The 19,984-nt window shown below is 73.2% G+C and carries 11 protein-coding genes and 1 pseudogene; 6 read left to right on the top strand and 6 right to left on the bottom strand.

All coding sequences use genetic code 11. From position 1 onward, the window contains the following. Positions 1 to 182 precede the first annotated feature (182 nt). From AB0C26_RS35240 to AB0C26_RS35225, 4 genes are read right to left on the bottom strand one after another with little or no spacing between them, the layout of a single operon-like run. The gene (locus AB0C26_RS35240; protein ID WP_360256523.1) at positions 183 to 2,894 is read right to left on the bottom strand and encodes an FtsX-like permease family protein; all 2,712 of its coding nucleotides are present in this window, start codon (positions 2,892 to 2,894) and stop codon (positions 183 to 185) included. Further along, a complete protein-coding gene (locus AB0C26_RS35235; protein ID WP_360256521.1) occupies positions 2,891 to 5,950 on the bottom strand; it encodes an FtsX-like permease family protein in 3,060 nt (1,019 codons plus the stop codon). Before AB0C26_RS35235 ends, AB0C26_RS35240 begins: the two co-directional genes overlap by 4 nt. Continuing rightward, complete coding sequence (locus AB0C26_RS35230; protein ID WP_360256519.1) at positions 5,944 to 6,618, bottom strand: ABC transporter ATP-binding protein; 675 nt, start codon at positions 6,616 to 6,618, stop codon at positions 5,944 to 5,946. The genes AB0C26_RS35235 and AB0C26_RS35230 overlap by 7 nt, the downstream gene beginning before the upstream one ends. A gap of 8 nt (positions 6,619 to 6,626) precedes the next feature. Beyond that, entirely contained in the window at positions 6,627 to 7,529 is a 903-nt protein-coding gene (locus AB0C26_RS35225) for an ABC transporter ATP-binding protein (RefSeq protein WP_360256624.1), read from the bottom strand. Between the two features lie 88 nt (positions 7,530 to 7,617). Here AB0C26_RS35225 and AB0C26_RS35220 point away from each other — a divergent pair, with 88 nt between their 5' ends. Then, positions 7,618 to 7,812 (top strand): hypothetical protein, encoded by a 195-nt coding sequence (locus tag AB0C26_RS35220; protein WP_360256517.1) that lies wholly within the window; start codon positions 7,618 to 7,620, stop codon positions 7,810 to 7,812. 21 nt (positions 7,813 to 7,833) lie between these two features. Here the strand turns inward: AB0C26_RS35220 and AB0C26_RS35215 are convergent, their stop codons facing one another. Beyond that, entirely contained in the window at positions 7,834 to 14,844 is a 7,011-nt protein-coding gene (locus AB0C26_RS35215; protein ID WP_360256514.1) for an amino acid adenylation domain-containing protein, read from the bottom strand. 235 nt (positions 14,845 to 15,079) lie between these two features. Between AB0C26_RS35215 and AB0C26_RS35210 the strand changes: the two are divergent. From AB0C26_RS35210 to AB0C26_RS35190, 5 genes and pseudogenes are all read left to right on the top strand, one after another. Further along, positions 15,080 to 16,021, top strand: a pseudogene (locus tag AB0C26_RS35210) (pyridoxal-phosphate dependent enzyme); the annotation flags it as partial. Positions 16,022 to 16,080: 59 nt separating this feature from the next. Continuing rightward, positions 16,081 to 17,325 carry a diaminopimelate decarboxylase gene (locus AB0C26_RS35205; protein WP_360256512.1) on the top strand — a complete coding sequence of 415 codons (1,245 nt, stop codon included), beginning with the start codon at positions 16,081 to 16,083 and terminating at the stop codon, positions 17,323 to 17,325. A gap of 102 nt (positions 17,326 to 17,427) precedes the next feature. Further along, positions 17,428 to 17,700, top strand: coding sequence for a hypothetical protein (locus AB0C26_RS35200; protein ID WP_360256510.1), 273 nt, complete (start codon positions 17,428 to 17,430; stop codon positions 17,698 to 17,700). An 11-nt stretch (positions 17,701 to 17,711) separates the two neighbouring features. Further along, the gene (locus tag AB0C26_RS35195; RefSeq protein ID WP_360256507.1) at positions 17,712 to 19,103 is read left to right on the top strand and encodes a DUF4331 domain-containing protein; all 1,392 of its coding nucleotides are present in this window, start codon (positions 17,712 to 17,714) and stop codon (positions 19,101 to 19,103) included. Beyond that, positions 19,100 to 19,468, top strand: a complete 369-nt coding sequence (locus tag AB0C26_RS35190) for a phospholipase (protein ID WP_360256504.1) — start codon at positions 19,100 to 19,102, stop codon at positions 19,466 to 19,468. Before AB0C26_RS35195 ends, AB0C26_RS35190 begins: the two co-directional genes overlap by 4 nt. A 95-nt stretch (positions 19,469 to 19,563) precedes the next feature. Here the strand turns inward: AB0C26_RS35190 and AB0C26_RS35185 are convergent, their stop codons facing one another. Continuing rightward, the gene (locus AB0C26_RS35185; RefSeq protein WP_360256502.1) at positions 19,564 to 19,962 is read right to left on the bottom strand and encodes a hypothetical protein; all 399 of its coding nucleotides are present in this window, start codon (positions 19,960 to 19,962) and stop codon (positions 19,564 to 19,566) included. Between the last annotated feature and the right edge of the window lie 22 nt (positions 19,963 to 19,984).

The following is a 19,984-nucleotide window of genomic DNA, read 5'->3' as shown; positions in this document are numbered from 1 at the left end:
AGCGCGCCGGAGGCGATCCCACACCGCGACCTCGGCGAGTTCCCGCCGGACGGCCGAACCGCGTGCCGTACACACGAGGAGGTCCCACCGGAGCCCAGCGCGCAGACGCCCCCCGCGCGGCCGGTGAGCAACCCCGAGTCAGCCCTCACCCGCCCGTTGTCGGCCACCGAGCCCTCGGCGCCTCAGCCGCCGCCGGCGCGGAGGACGTCGCCCAGGCGGCGGCGACGCCGGAGGGTGGCCTCCGCCGTGATCACCGCGGTCAGGGCGGCGAGCAGCACGGCGGCCACCACGGCGGCGGCCGGCCACGGGACCACCACCAACGGGTTTGTGACCTGGCCGGTGAGCAGGTTCAGGGCCAGCGGGCCCAGGGTGAGACGGGCGAACAGGAAACCCAGCAGTGGGCCGCAGAGCGCGGCGAAGACCACCAGCGGCAGGAGCTCGCCCGCGGCCACGCGCCGGGTGTCGCGGGCGCGCAGGCCCAGGGTGCGCAGCCGGGCCAGGGTCTCCCAGCGGGCCGGGGCGTCGGCGGCCGCGCCCACGGCGAGACCCAGCACCGCCAGGGCCAGCAGCGCCGCCGCCGACGCGTAGGTCAGCTGCCTCAGGCCGGAGGTCAACGGCGCGGTCGCGCGGTCGTCCAGCAGGTCGGCGCGGATCACCGCGGTTCCCTCGTCGCCGGCGTCGCGGACCGCGTTCGCCGCGCCGGGGCCGGTCACCCAGATCGTGGTCGGCGTGGTGTTCAGGCCGGCGGCGGCCGCGGCGGCGGTGTCGATGACGATCACGTCCGTGGCGTCACCGACGGCCGGCGCCGGGCCGACCGCGGTGACGGTCAGGGCGGAGGTGCCGTCCCGCCTCAGATCGACGGGCGAGCCGGCCGGGACCCCGCTGTAAAGCGCCGGGATGCCCCCTCCGCCGGTGAGCCGCGCCAGGCCGGGCGCATCCGGTAGCGGCGTGCTCGCCAGCAATCGCTGGTAGGCCGCCGCGTCGACGATCACCAGCCGGGGGCTGCCGGCCAGCCCGTCGGCAACGACTTGAGCATCGGTGATCCGGGCCGCGACCGTCTGCTCCACCCCGGGCGCCGCCGCGATCCGCCGGACCGCCTCGGCGGGCCGGGAACCCGCACCCTGGGAGCCCGCGCCTGGGGAGGGTGCGCCTGGGGAGGGTGCGCCTGGGGAGGGTGCGATGTCGAAGCGGGCGTCGGCGCCCACGCTGCGCCACGCGCCGTCGGCCAGCCCGCCGCTGACCGTCGACGAGAGCACGAACGCGAACGACGCCAAGCCCACGACCGTCACCAACGTCAGGCCCGGCAGCAGACGGGACGACGAAGCGGCGGCCCGGGCCGCCCCGAAGACCGGCAGCGCCGACCGCCCGCGCAGCGTGGCCGCGAGCAGCGCCCGGGTCGCCCACGGCAGCAGGCGGAACAGCAACAGCGCGGCCGCCAGCACACCCAGGACCGGCGCCGCCGCCGGCAGCACCTGGTCCCCCCCGGTGCCGAGTCCCCGCTGGCGCAAGGCGATCAGCGCACCCCCGCCCGCGAGCACCACCGCCACGTCGACCGCGGCCCGGCGCAGCTGGGCCGTGCGGCGCACCCACAGGCGCGCCGAACGGTTGGCCGGCACCCGCCGGTCGCGGGTGGCCCGGGCCGCCGCGACGGCGCCCAGGGCCGGCCCGGCCAGAATCCCGGCCAGCGCGACCGGCACCACCCACGGCAGCGCGGCGCCACCCGCCAGCACCAAGGCCAGCACGACACCGGCCGCAGCCGCGGGCCCCGCCACCGCCACCGACTCCACCAGCAGTTCGGTCGCGAGGTCGGGCAGCGCGCCGCCGCGTTCCCGGTAGGCGGTCAGGGCCGCCAACCGCCGCCGGGTCAGCAGCTCGGCCGTCGACAGCAGCACCAGGGCCGCGCCGGCCAGCACGGCCAGCAGCAACACCGTCGCCTGGGCGGTGGCCGCCTTGATCCGGGTCTCCACCTCGGCCACCACGCTGTCGAGCCCGCTGTCCCAGCGCGGGTTCTCGTCGCCCGCCCCGATCCCGGCCGAGGTGGCCTTCAGCGTCGCGACGGCCGCCGCCAGCGATCGGGCCGAGTCGCGGGTCACCTTGCCGGCGGCGGGGGTGAAGGTGACCGTACGGTCGAGCTTGTCCGCCGGAAACGCGAGACGGGCGTCGGGCAGGGAGTCGGGCGAGAGCAGGCCGCCGAAGCTGGAGCCGACCGGCTCGAGCATCCAGGGCAGTTGACGCCAGGCCGGATCGGCCGGGTCGGCCGGTCGGAACACTCCACTCACCCGTACGGCGTAGAACGTGCCCTGCTCGTCCTTGACCCGGAGCCGATCGCCGGGCCGGGCGCCCATGATCCGCGCCTCCGTCTCCGACAGTCCGATCTGGACGTCCCAGGGCGCGCCGGGCTGGATCACCACCTCGCCCTTGGCCGTGGGACCGGGCGGACCACCGGACACCCACGTGGTGGCCGGGCCGTCGCTCTCGTCGGCGCGCACGTAGCCGAGCCGCAGGGTTCGCGGGGCCGAGCCGGTCGTGATGGCCAGCGGCACGCTGGTGACGGTGGTGACCGGCGGATCGAGGACGGCCAGCTGGGTGCCGAGTTGCGCCTTGGCCGCGCGGGGAAGGAAGGCCAGGTACGTGGCGAGGGCCGGCTCACGCTGGTAGCCGTCGCCCATCGCGTAGTTGCTCGCCCAGGGGGCCTGCGCCCGTACGGCGGCCCGGTCCTTGGCCTCTCCGATGGTCTCGCGGAAGGTGTCGTCCTCGGTGGCGCGCAGCAGCGGCGGCACCGCGGCGGCGAGCAGACTGACCGCGGCCACGACGGCCGCCATCAGCAGCAGCGGCCCGAGGTCGGCGCGGGCGCGGCCCCGGATGCTGGGCCAGTGCAACGACAGCGGCTTCACGACGCGACCCGGAGGTGGGCCGCGTCGGCCCGGCGGGCCTGCACGGCGACCGTGACGGTGACGACGATCCCGGCCGCGACGGTCAGGAATCCGAGCAGCAGGGCCTCGCGGCCCCACGGCCAGTGGGCGGCGGCCGCGGGCACCGGCTGCGCGCCCGTGTCGGAACGGATCATCAGGGGCGCCACTCCCCACGTCGCGAGCGCGCCCACGGCCGCCCCGCACAGCAGCAGCGGCAGGATGACGCCGGCGTGCTCGCCGAACAGCGCCGCCCGGATCTCCCGGCGGGACACGCCGAGGCCGCGCAGCCGGGCCACCTCGAGGGCCCGGTCGCGCAGGTCGGAGGCGACGTGCAGCAGCACCCCGCCGAGCAGGAGCACGACAGCGGCGGCCACCAGCAGCCGCATGGCCGCCGGCTGGGCGGCGCGGACCGGGCTTCCGGTGAGGCGGGCGGCCTCGCCGGCCCGGGTGGTGACCGGGCCCAGGCCGAGGGCTTCGAGGGTGCTCGTCCGGGCCGGATCGCCGATCCACCAGGCGGTGACCGGGGATTCCAGGTCGCCGTGGCTGATCAGGGCCCGGGACAGCAGGTCGAGGTCGGCGAGGACGGCGGGGGCGCCCGGCGCGGACGGCACGGTGGGGATCACCTCGGTGACTCGGGCCGGGACGGGCGTGTTGCCGTAGCTGAGGCTCAGCGTGCTGCCGGGCCCGGCGTGCAGGTCGTCGGCCAACCGCTGGGAGACGGCCACCGGCACCTCCCGCGGATCGGGGAAGGACGAGGCGACAAGCTGACGGGCGCCGTCGTACGGATCGGCGAACTGCACGACCGCCCGCAGCCGCACCCGATCGCCGGTGACGGTGACGGCCGGCGAGGCGAGCTGCGCGGCTTGATGCGCCGTCCAGGACGACGGCCCGGTGGCGCCGGGAACGGTGAGGGTGGCCTCGACGGCCCCTTCGGCCTCGTCGGCCACCCCCACCGGCTGCAGGGCGACCGCGACCAGCCGGGCCGCCGCCGCCGGGGCGCAGCCGGCGAGCCGATGGGCCCGGCCGTCGAGCGGGGTCTCCGGCCCGGTGCAGGCGGTCCGCAGACCGGTGCCGTCCTCGAAGACCAGCCGCGGCACGACGGGCAGCGGGCCGCGCCCGGCCAGGGCCGGAACGGCCTTCGCGGGCACGGCCAGGCCGTCCGCCCTCGAACCGGGCGCGAGACCCGCGCTCACTGTCGCCCGCCCGCGCAGCAGTTCCCGCGCGTGGGTCAGGTCAAGGGCGAGGAGCTGCGGTACGGCGGTGGGCCCGCCCGCCGACTGGCCGATGACGACGGGGCCGCGGGTGACCGGGCTGACCGTTCCACCGGCCGCCGCGGCCACCGCCGCGCCCTGGCCGGGGGTGGCCGGCCCGTCGAGCGTGACGACGGCGTCGGTGCCGACCGCCACGTCGGCCTGGTCGTGCTGGGAGGCGCGCCAGGTGGCGTCGTAGGCGAGGCCGAAGGTGGCCGCCCCGCAGCCGAGCGCGATGAGCAGCCCGGCCGCGAAGGCCTGCCGGCGCCGGGCCGCCTGCACCACGGCCAGCGGCAGGACGAGGCCGCGGGACCGGTCGGCGAGGCGTTCGGCGTACCGCAGGACCGGCGGCAGCAGCCGCAGGGCGAGCGCGGCGCCCGCGGTGAGCAGCAGAGCGGGCGCGACGACGCGGACCACGTCGGCGCGCGATCCGGCGTCCGGCGGCTGGGCCCGCAGCTGCCACCAGCCGACCGCCGCGAGGGCGGCCAGCAGGACGTCGGCGCCGGAGCGGGCCAACAGCTCGCGCCGGCCCCGGCGGTCGCCGACAGCGGCCGCCGGGCGGATCGCCAGGCCCACCAACAGGATCGCGAGCAGCAGTACGCCGGCGCCGACGGCCAGCAGCTGCGCCAGGGTCACGGCGGGGCCGGTCGTGAGCCCGGCGGCGGACAGCGGCGGCACCCGGGTGAGCAGGGAGTGCAGGGCCGACGAGGCCGGTATCGACAGGAGGGCGGCCAGCCCGGCCAGGGCGAGCGCTTCGGCGGCGGCGACGACGGCGAACTGGCCACGGCCGGTGCCCATGGCCGACAGGAGCGAGGCTTCCTCCGTACGACTGGAAGCCGCAAGCCGACCGGCCAGCGTGAGCGCGATGGCCGTCAGAAGAACGCCGATCAGAGTGAGCGCCAGCACCGCCGCCGTCGTCAGCCGTTGCTGGGCGCGGGCATCGGCCAGGGTCTGCGGCAGCGGGGACGACACGCGCTCGATCTGCACCCGGTCGGCCAGGGCTCCCGAGAGCCGGCGGTCGGCCTCGCCCAGCGTCGACGCGATGGCGTTCAGGTCGCGGGTGTTCGGGGCGGACAGGTCGGGATGGGCGACGATCTCCAGGCGCTCGATGGCCGACCCGCTGGTGAGCAACGCGTCGAGGCCGACGATGAACGGCCCGTACGCCTGCACCTTGCGAGCCGAGGTGGCGTTCGGCGGATCGGCGTCGAATCCCTTGCCGCGCAACGGGTCGCGGTCCCAGCCGCCACCCGGCAGCGGCCGGACGATCCCGGACACGGTCACCGTGACCGGCGGCGCCCCGCCCACGCCCAGTTCCTCGCCGAGGGTCACGCGGCTGCCCACGCTCAGTCCGAGCAGCCGCGCGGTGCTCTCCAGCACGGCCGCCTGGCCCTTCCTCGGCCAGCCGCCGCTGACGAGCGAGGCCCGCGAGTCAAGATCTTCAATTCCCGACAGGTACGCCTCCCGGTCGCCCTCACCGGGCAGGGCCCGCATCACCGACGACGCGCGGGCAGCCGTCGTCACCTCGAACGGGGCGACCGCCGAGACCAGCACCCGGCGGGTGTCCACGGCGACCGAGGCGGCGTCGCCGGCCGCGATGGTGGCCGTGTAGGCGACCACCTCGGCCGCCTCCGGGTCGTCGCGGACGGCCACTTCGAAGGCCCGGTCCGAGGTACGGGTGACGAGCAGCGCACAGGTGCCGAGGAACGTCGCCCCGACGGTGAGGACCGCGAGCAGCGACAGGAGAAGGGACCATTGGGCGCGGGCGCGGCGGAGGAGCAGGCTCAGCAAGGATCGGCCTCGACCCGGCCGTCGGCGATCCGGATGACCCGGTCGGCCAGCTCCATCATCACCGGATCGTGGGTGGAGACCAGCGCCGTGACGCCCTCGGACTCCACGACGCCGCGCAGCAGCGCCATGACCGACAACCCGGTCTCGGCGTCGAGCTGCCCGGTCGGCTCGTCGGCGATGAGCAGCCGGGGCGAGGCGGCCAGCGCGCGGGCGATGGCGACCCGCTGCTGCTGCCCACCGGAGAGCTCGCCCGGCCGCTGCTTCGCGTGCCCGGCCAGCCCGACCAGGTCGAGCAGCAGGGCGACACGGCGTTCCCGGTCGGCGCGCTCGGCGCCGGCCAGCCGCAGCGGCACGGCCACGTTCTCGGCCGCCGACAGAACCGGGATGAGACCGAAGGTCTGAAAGACGTACGAGACCCGCTCGCGCCGCAACCGCGACAGCCCGTCCTCGTCGAGCGAGCTGACGTCGACCCCGTCCACGGCGACCGACCCGGCGTCGGCCCGGTCGAGCCCGCCGATCACGTTGAGCAGCGTGGTCTTGCCCGAGCCGGACCGGCCGACCAGCGCCACCATGGTGCCCGGCTCGACCTCGAACGAGACGTCCCGCAGCGCGTGGACCGCGCCCGGCCCCTGACCGAAGGTCCGCCGCACCCCCTGAACCCGCAGCATCGGCGCGCTCACGCGTCGGGCCGGATCGTGACGTGGTCCGGTTCCAGGGCCAGCCGCACCCGGCGGGTCAGGGCCAGCGCCTCCCGGTAGTCGCGGGGCACCTGAATGCGCCCGGCGCGGTCCATCACGGCGTACTCCTCAGCAATGACGTGGGTGCCACCGTCGTCGGCGGTGGCCGTGCGGCGCAGCACCTCACTGCTGGTCCGCCCGTCCCGGATGGCCACGGTCCGCTCGACCTGCCCGCTCACGGCGGCGTCGTGCGTGACCACGACGACGGTCACCCCCAGCTCCCGGTTCACCTCGCGCAGCGCCCCGAAGACCTCGGCCGAGGTGGCGGTGTCGAGCTCACCGGTCGGCTCGTCGGCGAACAGCACCCGCGGCTCGTTGGCCAGGGCGGCGGCGATGGCCACCCGCTGCTGCTGCCCACCGGAGAGCTGCCCCGGCCGGCGCCCCGCGCAGTCCGCGATCCCGAGCATGCCGAGCAGGTCGGCGGCCCGCTTGCGGCGCACCCCCTTGGGCGTACGGGCGGCGGTCATCGGCAGGTCGACCATCTGCTCAGCGGTCAGATAGGGCACGAGGTTGCTGGCCGTCTGCTGCCGCACGAACCCCACGGTGTGCCGCCTATACCGCACCCGGTCGGCCCGCGACATGGCGAGCAGATCCCACTCCCCCACCCGGGCGCTGCCGGCGGTGGGCGCGTCGATCCCGGCCAGAATCGACAAGAGCGTCGACTTCCCCGACCCCGAGGCCCCCACCACGGCGATCATCTCGCCCTGGTTGACCGCCAGATCCAGCCCTTGCAGCGCCTGCACCTCGATCGGCCCGGTCTGATAGATGCGCACCAGACTCTCGCACACGATCAGCTCACCCGCCGCCACCGCCGCCGGCGACCCGTCGCCACCCCCGCCCATCACGAGCGGCACGTTACCCCCGCCCGTCCACCTCCGATCCAGGAGTCCCAGCCTCGCCGGCGCGCTTCCCGATCAGCCCTGCGTCGTTGTGCTCGACGAGCTGCCATGGCTGACCGAGCAGTCCCTCGCGTCGGAGTTACGGGAAGGCGCCCGCCAAGTCCCGGGCTTCGCCCCCGCGACCACCGGCCTGCTCGCGGTCACCCGCTCCGGCGCCGACCTTCCGGCCGGCGCCGTCGACGTCGTCTGGGGCCCCGACGAGCTGGTCGCGGCCTGGCGTCCCTGACCTGCCCGCCGCGGGGCTTCGTCAGGACCGTGAGGTTTCGAGGAGCTCGTCGGCCTGGCGTTGCAGGGTGTCGCGGTCGCCGACCTCGGCCGGGGGCAGGGCGTCGGGTAGCGAGTCCTCGACGAAGTGGACTCGGCGGTCGTACCAGCCCCGGACGCACCAGGCGATCTGGAGCAGGCCGCTGACGAAGACCAGCAGGGCCAGGCTGCGGCCCTCGCCCGTGCCGAAGAACGAACCGACCGAACCGGCCAGCGCGCCGCCCGGGGCGAGCAGCGGCTCGATGTAGCGTTCGGCCAGCGGGCCCACGATGAGGTAGCCGACCGGCATGGTCAGCATCATCAGGGTCAGGAAGACGGCCAGGACGCGGCCCTGCAGGTCGAAGCCGACCTTGTTCTGCACCACCGCGATCCAGTGCGACTCGGCCAGCACCTCGCCGAACGTCAGCAGGAACATGCCCACCACCGCCGTCGTGACGCTGCTTCCGGCGCCGATGACCGTCATGCCGAGGCTGGACACGCCCATGAAGACGATCATGCCGCTGGCCCGGCGGGCCGTGCCGCCCCACAGGGTCATGGCCAGGGCGCCGGCCAGGCCGCCGACGCCGCCCGCGCTGAGCACCGCGCCCAGCGCCAGCGGCGAGTGCTCGATGAGCAGCAGCGGGGTGATGACGGCGAAGCCGAGCGTGTAGAGGACATGGTCGACGACGAAGTAGCGCAGGACCGCGCGCAGGCCGGGACGGCGGCTGAGATAGCGCCAGCCGGCTGTCACCTCCGTACGGAAGGACTCTTCCCGTCGCCGCCACAGGCGGTCCGGGAAGCGCACCCACAGCAGGGTGAGCACGCCGGTGAGGAACGACGCGACGTCGATGAGCAGGACTCCGGTCAGGCCGACGACGCCGAACAGCGCCGCGCCGATCATCGGGGCGAACGTGGTGCCGGCCGCGACGCCGAGCTGGGTGATGCCGACCGCGTGGCCCAGGTAGCGCTTGGGCACCAGCTGGGCGACGGCCGCCAGATAGGCCGGGCGCTGGAAGGCGCCGGCCAGGGAGGTGACGGAAACGGCCAGATACAGATGCCATTCCTGTACGGTGCCCGCGAGCATCACGGCGACGACGGCGCCCATGGCGAGCGCCGCGGTCATGTCGCTCGCCAACATCACCCGCCGCCGGTCCCACCGGTCGGCCACCGCGCCGGCGAGCGGCCCGGCCAGGATGCCGGGCAGCAGGCCGATGGCGCTGAGCACCGCGAACTGGGTCAGCGACCCGGTCCGCTGGTAGACCCAGATGCTCAGCACGAGCGAGCTCAGCCCGCTGCCGACGAGCGACACGAACTGCCCGAGGGCGACGACCCCGAACCGTTTCACGCTCGGCTCGGCGGCGGCCTTCGGCGCGGGCGGTTCCTCGCCGGCCGGCGGCTTCGGGGAGCCCAGGCCGGTCAGAACCGCGGCCAGTTCGGTGGCGTGCGACTTGATGAAGAAGTGACCGGCGTTGGGCAGCACTTCGAGGTCCACGTCGGACGCGAAGTGCTCCCATTCGTGATAGCGCTCCTGATAGTGGTCGGTGACCCGGTCGCGCTCGCCGATCACGCTGACCACGGGCGCCTTCAGCAGCGGCGCGGGCGTGCCGCGATAGGCCGCCGTGAAGTACTCCTCGGCGTCCCGCTCGTCGTGCTTGACGTTGCGGACCACGAAAGCCTGTTCCGCCGGATCGTCGACGTCGGTGAAACCGCCGCGCCCGCGCAGGTATTCGATGTACTCACGCTTCGAGCCCATCCGCTGCAGCCGGGTGAACCAGTCGAGGACCGGCCCGGTGAGCCGGGCCGTGGGCAGGCCCGCGCCCAGGCCCACCCCGGCCAGGTCGAGCCCGGCCGCCTCGGCCTGCCGGGCGATCTCGACGGTGATGGCGACGCTGAGGCAGTGGCCGTAGAGCACGAGCGGCCCGGACAGGTTCTTCATCTCGGCCACCACCCGCTCGGCCACCCGGGACGCCGGTTCGAGCGGTTCGAACGGCCGGTTGCGGTCGTGGCCGGGCAGTTCGACCGCGTGCAGCGCCCATTCCGGCGGCAGCACGTCGGCCAACGGCTGGTAGGCGATGGCGCTGCCACCCGAGTACGGCACGGCCACCACGGTCCGTCCGCCCGGCGAGGCGTCGTGCCCCGTCAGCCGGTAGAGGAGCGGCCGGCCCTCGGTTTCGGCCGAGACGGCGCCGTGCCGTTCGTCGAGGAGCGCGGCCAGGGCCCGTACCGTCGGATGTTGATAGAGGTCGACGAGGGCGGGCGCCGGATCGATGCGCCGCACCAGCTTGACCGCCGCGAAGGAGTCACCACCGACGGCGAAGAAGTTGTCGTCGATGCCGAGCTCGTCCAGGCCGAGCGTCTCCCGCCAGGCGGCGGCGAGGCGCTTCTCGGTGGGCGTGCGGGCTGCGGCCGGCCGGCGCGTGGGGTCCTCCGCGGGCACCGGCAGCCTCGTGCGGTCGGTCTTGCCGTTGGGGCTGAGCGGCAGGGCGTCCAGGAACACGACCCGGGCCGGCACCATGTGGGTGGGCAGCACCTTGGCCAGAGCGTCCCGTACGTCCTGTTCGGTCCGTGTCTCTCCGGCCCGCGGAACCACGTAGCCGATGAGCTGGGTCAGGCCGGAGGCGCCCGGATGCACCGCGGCCGCGCAGGCGGCCACGCCCGGCAGCGCGCCGAGGGCCGCCTCCACCTCGCCCAACTCCACCCGGTAGCCGTTGATCTTCACCTGGTCGTCGAGGCGGCCGAGGAAGTCGATCAGGCCGTCGCGGTGGTAGCGGGCGGCGTCGCCGGACTTGTACATGCGGGCGCCGCCACCCGCGAACGGATCGGCCACGAAACGCTCGGCGGTCAGCTCGGGACGGTCGAAGTAGCCGGTGGCGACGGCCAGGCCGCCCAGATAGAGCTCCCCGACGACGCCGGGCGGCACCGGCTGGCGGTGCTGGTCCAGGACATACACCCGGCAATTGGGGAACGGCCGCCCGATCGGCAGGGGCGCCTCGGCCGGCAGGTGGGAGACGTCGCCCTCGAAGAAGGAACTGTCGGCCGTCGCCTCGGTGACGCCGTAGGCGTTGACGACCCGCCCGGCGAGCGCCCGCGCGCGCCGGAACTCCCCCACGTGCCACTTCTCGCCGCCGCAGATCAGCAGCCGCACGAAGCTCAGGTCGGCGCCGGTGTCCTCGACGTGGTCGAGCAGCATCCGCAGGACCGCCGGCACGATCTCGGTGCACTCGACCCGCTCGGTACGCATCAGGCCGTAGAAGGCCGCCGGGTCGAGCAACGTCTCACGCGGGACCACCACGAGCCGCCCGCCCGTGCACAGCGCCCGGAAGGTCTCGCAGACGAACATGTCGAACGAGAAACTGGCCTGCTGCTGGTACGTCCACTCCGGACGCAGATCGTAGGCGCGCTGCCACATCCGCACGGCGTGCACGAGGTTGCCGTGGCTGACGACGACACCCTTGGCCCGCCCGGTCGAACCCGAGGTGTACATGACGTACGCGGGATCGGTGCGGGTGGTGACGAGCGGCGGGTCCGTATCGGCGAATTCGCTGGTACGGCGTGGATCCAGCACCTCGGCGCCATCCAGTACGGCGTTGTCGTCCCACGCCACCAGAATGCGGGACCGGCTGTCGGCCAGCATGTAACGCAGCCGATCCTCCGGGTACGCCGGATCGAGCGGCACGTACGCCGCGCCGGCCTTGAGCACACCCCACATGGCGACGAACAGTTCGAGGCCCCGGTCGAGACAGATCGCGACCCGGTCGCCCGGTTCCACGCCCCGCGCGCGCAGCGCCCAGGCCACCTTGTTGGCACGGCCGTTGAGCTCCCGGTAGTCGATCGTCTCACCGAGGTGGGTCAGCGCGGGCGCGCCCGGTGTGGTGGCCGCGATGTGCTCGAGGAACTGCTGGACGGCGACCTCGCCGGTCAGCTCGAACCCGGTGTCGTTCCACTGCCGCAGAATGAGGTCGTGCTCGTCCTCGCCCAGCATCGGCAGGTGCGAGACCGCCGTCTCCGCCTCACGGGTACCGGCGCCGACCAGGGCGAGCAGGTGCCGGGTCAGCGCCTCGATCCGCTCGGAGTCGTAGAGCTCGGTGGCGTAGTCGACGTTCAGGGTGGCGCCCTCGGCCGACAGGTCGAGCCCGATCGTCAGGTGGTCCATCGTCGTGCTCGGCCCGGCGTCGCCGAGGTAGCGCAGCTCCGCCGAGTCCCCGAGCGGCGTGTTGTGCACGATGAGCACGACCGGCCCGAGCCCGTTGCCCCCGTTGAGGTTGCGCCGCCCGGCCGCCGCGAGGATGTCGGGATAGGCGACGTCCTGGTGCTCGAGGTCGGAGGCGAAGGCGTTTCCCGTACGCGAGACCAGCTCCCGGAAGCTCAGCCCGCCCGGAACGGCACCCCGCACCGGAATCACGTTGATGGCCATGCCGATGTGGTCCTCCAGCGCCGGCCGGGTCCGCCCGGCCACGGTCGCCAGCACGGTCACGTCCTGCTTGCCGGTGTACCGGTACAGCAACGTCTGAAGCCCCGCGAGCAGCAGAACGAACAGGCTCGACCGCTGCTCCCGCGCGAAGTCACGCCACCCCGCGACCTCGTCGAGGTCGAGTGCCCGGGAGAGCCGCGCGGCGGTGTAGACCGGCGCCTGCGGCCGCGGCCGGTCGGTCGGCAGCTCGGCGCTCAGGTCCACCCCGTCGAGCCGCTCCCGCCAATAGCCGGTAGCCGCGGGCTGAACCGGCGGCCCCGGCAGCGGAACCATTCCGCCGGCCGGACTCCGCCCGTCGCGCAGCGCCCGATAGATCTCGGCGAGTTCGGCCCCGAAGAGCCCCGCCGACCACCCGTCGAAGACCAGGTGGTGTACGGCCAGCAGCAGTTCCGAGCCCTGGACGCGCACCCGGGCCAGCGGCGCCACGCTCAGGTCGAACGGCTCCACCGCCTCGCCCTCGACCAGCGGAATGGCAACGTCGTCCTCGAACACGAAATGCGGATCGTCGCCGATCGTCGCCACCCGCGCCCGCAGCATCGGGTGCCGGCGGACCATCTCGTCGAGGGCCGGCCGCAGAAGATCGCGCCGCACCGCTTCGTCGAACCGGTACCGGATCCGGAGCGTGTGCAGGGGACGACCGGCACCGATCTGCTCGGCGATCCAGAATTCCCGCTGAAGCGGCGTCAACGGCAACGGCACCGCCACATCCCACACACCCGGCTCGGCGTCCGCAGCGCGCCGACCGCTTCCCGCCGCACCCGTCGGCGCGAGCCCGCCGGCACGCGGCGTCGGCGCGGCGCTCGATGCGGGCGCGGCGCTCGACGCGGGCGCGGCGCTCGACGTGGCCGCGACGGTCAGCTCGGTCAGTGTGGGCGCGGCGTAGAGGTCGCTGAGCGTCAGCGCAACACCGGTCTCCCGGTGCAGCGCGCCGAGAAGGCGCACGGCGACCAGCGAGTCGCCACCCGCGGCGAAGAAGTCGTCCGCCTCGCCCGGAAGCAGCCGCCGCCACAGCCGCGCGACGGCGTCCGCGAGGCCCGCGACCGAGCGGGAGCCGGCATCCACCGTACCGCCCGTGACGGGTTCGGAGTCGCCGGCCGGTGCGGGAGGGTTCGCGGCGGCCAGCGCCTGGCGATCGGTCTTTCCCTGCGGCGTGCGGGGGAAGGCCGCGTGCCGGATGAAGGCCGAGGGGAGCAGGTGCGGGGGCAGATCGGCGGAGAGCGTTTCCCGCACGGAGGAGATGTCGTCGGCCGTGGTCAGCAGATGCGCCACCAGGCGGTCGCCGTCGCCCAGCACCACGGCGTCGGTGATGCCGGGCAGGCGGCGCAGGGCGGCCTCGACCTCGCCGGGCTCGACGCGGAAACCGCGGATCTTCAGCTGCTGGTCGACGCGGCCCAGATACTCCAGTTGGCCGTCGCGCCCGCGCCGTACGCGGTCGCCGGTACGGTATTCGCCGTTCGGGAAACGCTCGGCCGTCAGCTCGGGGCGGTGCAGATATCCGGTGGCCACGAACGGGCCGCCGATGTGCAGTTCGCCCTCGTCGGCCGGGACGCCGTCGCGGTCGAGCACGCGGCAGCGCACGCCGGTCAGCGGGTGCCCGATCGGCACCGGGCCGTCGCCGGCCCAGGTGGTCAGGTCGGCCACGGTCACCACGACAGTGGTTTCGGTCGGGCCGTAGGTGTTGAGCAGCCGCACGCTGTCCCCGGCCACGCGCTGCCATTCACGCACCGCCGACACCGAGACGGCCTCACCGCCGATGATGACCGTGTGGACCGCCGGCGGCAGCGGCACCTCGCCGCGGGTGAGGGCGCCGAGCACTTCCAGCCAGTACGAGGTGGGCAGGTCGAGCACGGTCACGCCCAGCTCGGCGCAGCGCCGCAGAAACAGCTCGGGCCGGCTGATCATCTCGTCGTCCCGGATCACCACGGTGGCGCCCACGCTGAGCGGCACGAAGATCTCCTCGACGCTGGCGTCGAAGCTGATCGGCGCGAAGTGCAGCCACCGATCCTCCGCGGTCACGCCATACCGCTCACCCGCCGCCGTGCAGAAGGCCGCCAGCGCCCGCCGCGGCACAAGCACCGCCTTGGGCCGCCCCGTGGACCCCGACGTGAAAATCGCATACGCCGGCGCCTCAGCCCCAGAACCGGTGGGTTGGTCCGCGGGGAAGGGCAACGTCCGCGGGCCGGGGTTCGGCGGGATGGGGTTGCCCAGGATCAGGCGTGGGGCGGCGTCCGAGACCATCGCGGCCAAGCGGGACCGTGGGTACGACGGATCCAGGGGTACGTAGCCGGCGCCCGCCGCGAGGATGCCCAGCATGGCGATGACGGCGTCGCGGCCCCGGGGCAGGGACAGGCCTACCAGGTCACCCTCGATGACCCCCGACTCGCGCAGCTGGGTGGCTACGGCGGCGGCCCGGGACAGCAGCTCGGCGTAGCTGACGGAGCCGGCGCCGTCGGTGAGGGCGGGGGCGTCCGGGCGCCGGCGGGCCTGGGCGGCGATGAGGGTGAGCGGATCCCGGGCGGGTTCCGGCGAGTGGGCGAAAGGCATGCGCGACACCCTCGGAAACAAAGTGGACACCGGAATTAACGGCGGATGATCAGGTCCTGAATTCACCTGACCTGGGACCGTTTCGCCCGCACGCCAAGAAAGCACTGGTCATCGGCGGCGCAAAGCCTATGGGTAATGGGAAGTTCATAATCATTAGTGAACATGTCATTTATCAATGACGAAGTGTCACTCGGTTTCGGCGCGTGTTCGAAAAAGGCGTGTGACGATGCACCGCATGCGTTTTGCCTCCTCGATCGTCGAACTCATCGGAAACACGCCGCTGGTGCGGGTGCAACGGGTGGCCGCGCACGTCGCGCCGACCGTGCTGGCCAAGGTCGAATACCTGAACCCGGGCGGGTCGGTGAAGGACCGGGTCGCGATCCGGATGATCGAGGCGGCCGAGCGGGACGGGCGGCTGCGGCCCGGCGGCACGATCGTCGAGCCGACCTCCGGCAACACGGGGGCCGGGCTGGCGCTGGCCGCGCACGGCAAGGGATACCGCTGCGTCTTCGTCTGCCCGGACCGGGTCAGCCAGGACAAGCGGGACGTCCTGCGGGCGTACGGGGCCGAGGTCGTGATCTGCCCCTCGACCGTCCCCCGGGAGCACCCCGACTCGTACCACTCGGTCTCCGACCGCCTGGCCGCCGAGATCGACGGGGCCTGGAAACCCGACCAGTACACCAACCCGGACGGGCCGGCCAGCCACGCCGCGACGACCGGGCCGGAGATCTGGCGGGACACCGACGGGCGGGTCACCCACTTCGTGACCGGGCTGGGCACCGGCGGGACGCTCAACGGCACCGGCCGGTTCCTCAAGCGGATGGGGCCGGTCCGGGTGATCGGCGCCGCCCCGGAGGGTTCCGTCTACGCCGGCGGCAACGGGCAGGGTTACCTGGTCGAGGGGATCGGGCAGGACTTCTTCCCGCTCACCCACGATCCGGCGGTGCCGGACGAGATCGTCTCGGTGTCCGACGCTGAGACGTTCGCGATGACCCGGCGGCTCGCCCGCGACGAGGGGCTGCTGGTCGGCGGGTCGAGCGGCGCCGCCATGGTGGCCGCCCTGCGGGTGGCCGAGCGGCTGAGCCCCTCCGACGTGGTGGTGGTGCTTCTGCCCGACGGCGGCCGCGGCTACCTCACCAAGATCTTCAACGACGACTGGATGACCGTCCACGGATTCGACGTGCCCACGCACGCCGTCACCGCGGCCTGAGAACCGAAAGACACCCCACCATGCCGATGAGTGACGATTTCGACCGGCGCCTGCGCGCCGTTCTGCCGCGGATCGCCGAACGGTTCGGTACGCCGTTCTACCTCTACGACGCGGCCGGCATCGACCGGACCGCGACGGCGTTCACCGAGGCCTTCGCCGGAATGGACTGCCGCGAGTACTTCGCGGTCAAGGCGCTGCCCAATCCCACGATTCTGCGGCGGCTGGCCGCGCACGGTTTCGGCTTCGACTGCAGTTCGCTGCCGGAGATCGAGCTCGCGCGGGCCACCACGGGCGAGCTCTTCTTCACGTCCAACAACACCACCACGGCCGAGCTGCTGGCGGCGCTGGAGGCGGGCGCCTTCGTCACGGTCGACGACGAGGTCGTGCTGGACAAGCTGATCGCCGCCAACGCCGTGCCGTCCGCGCTCGGTTTCCGGATCAATCCGGGCCCGCTGGCGCCCGACTTCGACGCCGAGCTCTTCGGCCATCCCCAGGCGGCCAAGTTCGGCATCCCCGTGGAACGGCTGGCCGCGGTCGTCGCCAAGGCGGCACACCACGGCGTACGGGCGGTGGGTCTGCACATGATGATCGCGGCGAATTTCCGTACGCCGGAACCCACGCTCTTCGCCCTTGATCTGCTCACCGCGCAGGCGTTGCGGCTCGGCGTCGAGGTCGCCCTGCTGAACGTCGGCGGCGGCATGGGCATCCCCTACCGGCCGGGCGAGACGCCCCTCGATCTCACCGCGCTGGCCGCCGCCGTCCGTGACCGCGTCGGCGCCTGGCCGGCCGGTTTCCGGCCGCGGATCTGCTTCGAGAACGGCCGCTACATGACCGGGCCGCACGGCGTGCTGGTGACCCGGGTGGTCAACCGGATGTCGAAGTACCGCGAGGTGGCCGGCGTGGACAGCACGGTGAACGCGCTGCTGCGCTCGGTCGTGTACGACGGCGTCTACCACCACGTGACCGCCCCGTTCGCCGACGGGCCGGCCGAGACGGTCGACGTCGTCGGCTCGCTGTGCACCAACATCGACCGGCTGGCCGTCCAGCGGGACCTGCCGCCGGTGGCCGAGGGCGACCTGCTGATCGTGCACGACACCGGCGCTCACGCCCACGCGATGGCGTCGGTCTACAACGGGAGGCTGCGGCCGAAGGAGCTGCTGCTGCACGCGGACGGCTCGGTCGAGCTGATCCGCCGGGCCGAGACGGACGACGACTACTTCGCCACCCTGAGCTTCGAGCCGGAGATGATGAGCCCGGAGATGGCTCGGTGATTTTTTGGGAGCGCTCCGGTTGAACCCTGCGCGGGGTGGATCACGTACTGACCGGCGTCGACATGCATCGCCTGGAGATTCCGGTCCTACGAAAGGTCAAGCATGAGCCGCTCTCGCTACCGCGCGCCGGGACACACCTGGTTGTCCCGCCGCCGAGTCCTCGCCCTCGCCGCGACCGGCGTCGGCGTCTCGGCGGCCTCGGTCGCCGGGCTGAGCCTCGCCGGTGAGAACGAGCCGGCCGGTGACGGATCCCCGCTGGTCATCTCGATCCGGGACGCCAAGAAGGGCACCATCGACGTCTTCTCCGGCCAGAAGCTGAAGACGATCACCGACAAGAAGCTCGTCGCCAGCCTGCTCAAAGCCGCTTCTCGCTAAGGGGATCCCAGATGTCTTCACACCGCGAGGCGCCGGAGATCAGCAAGGATCCGGTGGCCGACAGCTCCGACCTGTACGCCTTCGTCAGCCCCGACGACCCGGACACGGTCACCCTGATCGCCAACTACGTGCCGCTGCAGCTTCCGGCCAGTGGCCCGAACTTCTTCGAGTTCGGCGACGACGTCGTCTACGCGATCCACATCGACGCCGACGGCGACGCCCGGGCCGAGGTGACGTACGAGTTCCGGTTCCGCACCGAGCTGCGCAACAACAAGACGTTCCTCTACAACACCGGCCCCATCGAGTCGCTGGACAGCGAGAACTGGAACCGCCGCCAGTTCTACTCGGTGACCAAGGTCGACAAGCACGGCAAGAGCACGGTGCTGGCCAATAAGCTGCCCTGCCCGCCCTGCAACGTCGGCAAGGTCTCGATCGCCGACTACGACGCCCTGGCCGAGGACGCCGTGCACAAGCTCAAGACCGGTGAGAAGGTCTTCGCCGGCCAGCGGGCCGACGCCTTCTTCGTCGACCTGGGTGCCATCTTCGACCTGGGCACGCTGCGCCCGTTCCAGGACAAGCACCTGGTCGGCCAGCAGCTGTTCAACTACGCCGGCAAGGCGGTGAACGCCACCGACAAGACGAACGTGCACAGCATCGCCCTGCAGATTCCGGTTCATCTCGTACGCCGTGACGGCAAGAAGAAGGTCCGCGGCCGCGACGCCGGCGCCGTCATCGGCGTGTGGACGTCGGCCAGCCGCCAGCAGGTCCAGGTCCGCGACGGCTCCTCGTCGGGCGACGTGGCCGTCGGCCCGCAGGTGCAGGTGTCCCGGCTCGGCAACCCGCTGTTCAACGAGGTCATCGTGCCGATGGCCGAGAAGGACAAGTGGAACAGCCTGCCGCCGAGCGAGGACAAGCGTTTCGCCGGCTTCGTGGCCACCCCGGAGCTGGGCGCGCTGCTGCCGGTGCTCTACCCGGGCCTGTTCGACAACCTGGCCGCGCTCAACAAGACCAAGAAGCCGCGGGCCGACCTGCTGGCGATCCTGCTCACCGGTGTCCCGGACGGCCTGATCGACGGCTTCCAGAACAACACCGGTGACGTGCAGGCCGACATGCTGCGCCTGAACACGGCGATCCCGCCGGCCAAGAAGGAGAACAAGTTCGGCGTCCTGGGCGGCGACGTGGCCGGCTTCCCCAACGGCCGCCGCATCGCCGACGACGTGGTCTCCATCTCGCTGCGCGCCATCGCCGGCGCGACGGTGCCGCTGGTCGACGCCGGCTTCAAGCCGGACGCCGCGGCCGCGCTGGTCGAGCAGGGGCTGAGCATCAAGGACTCGAGCGCCAAGCCGCTGAAGAAGTTCCCCTATCTGGGAACCCCCTTCGACGGCTTCTCGAACCCGTCATGACGCACACCCATCACCACACCATTCACCACACCATGGCCCCCTCGGGCCAGGGCACGGTGATGCTCGACATCGGCGGCGACATCGGCGCCCTGATCATCCACACCGACGCCCGCTGGCACGGCCACGAGATCGAGGTGAGCCCGGCCGCCGACCCCGCGCACCGCACGCACGCCGCGGTCCGGGCCCGCCACATCAGCGGCGGCGTCACCTATTGCGCGGTCATCGACGCGCTGCCCGCCGGTACGTATCTGATCTGGCAGGCGACGGTCAACCCCTTGACCCATCTGGAGGTACGCGGCGGGGCCGTCACGGAGTACGCCTGGCCGGCCCACGCCGTACCGGCCCGGGGTCTCGTCTCGCCCTGATCGCCTGGGCGGCGATCAGAACGGCGGCGGACGGCAGAAGCAGGGCCACGGCGACGTCCCCCGTGGCCCTGCTCGGCGACTGGACGGGTGAACGTCTAGAAGGGCGGGGCGTCCGACCCGGGCGAAAGCGGAAGCCGCTCGCGGTTGCCGTTCCGCTTCGCCGCCGGCCACCGCTCGTCGATGACGGCCGCCGCGGCCCGGCAGTCCGGGCAGGCGTCGTCCCGCCCCGGAACCCACGGGTACGGCGAGGCGGTGACCCGCTGGTGCCGGCCGCAGAGCGTCGCCCCGAAATACCCGTGCCCGTGGACCAGACCGTCCGCCGTCCCGTCGGCCCGCTCCCACCGCCGATCCACCGGCTCGTACTGCGGCCGCGTCACATCCCCCGGCCCAGCCCAGACCGTGGCCCGCGCATGACACCAGCCGCAGGCCCACTCCTGATGCGGCTCGGCACTCGGCAGCCGCCCCATCTCCCGCCCACACACGTCACACCGCACGCCGGCATTATGCGAGGCCGCG

This window comes from Actinoplanes sp. NPDC048796 (genome assembly GCF_040650035.1).
Taxonomy (GTDB): Bacteria; Actinomycetota; Actinomycetes; order Mycobacteriales; family Micromonosporaceae; genus Actinoplanes.
The sequence above is the reverse complement of the archived record's forward strand: the minus strand, read 5'-3'. Positions and strand labels throughout refer to the sequence as shown.

Coding starts and splice junctions, on each gene's coding strand:
- AB0C26_RS35205 (WP_360256512.1), top strand. CDS start 16,081: ATGAGTGACGATTTCGACCGGCGCCTGCGCGCCGTTCTGCCGCGGATC.
- AB0C26_RS35200 (WP_360256510.1), top strand. CDS start 17,428: ATGAGCCGCTCTCGCTACCGCGCGCCGGGACACACCTGGTTGTCCCGC.
- AB0C26_RS35230 (WP_360256519.1), bottom strand. CDS start 6,618: ATGCTGCGGGTTCAGGGGGTGCGGCGGACCTTCGGTCAGGGGCCGGGC.
- AB0C26_RS35190 (WP_360256504.1), top strand. CDS start 19,100: ATGACGCACACCCATCACCACACCATTCACCACACCATGGCCCCCTCG.
- AB0C26_RS35225 (WP_360256624.1), bottom strand. CDS start 7,529: ATGGGCGGGGGTGGCGACGGGTCGCCGGCGGCGGTGGCGGCGGGTGAG.
- AB0C26_RS35215 (WP_360256514.1), bottom strand. CDS start 14,844: ATGCCTTTCGCCCACTCGCCGGAACCCGCCCGGGATCCGCTCACCCTC.
- AB0C26_RS35195 (WP_360256507.1), top strand. CDS start 17,712: ATGTCTTCACACCGCGAGGCGCCGGAGATCAGCAAGGATCCGGTGGCC.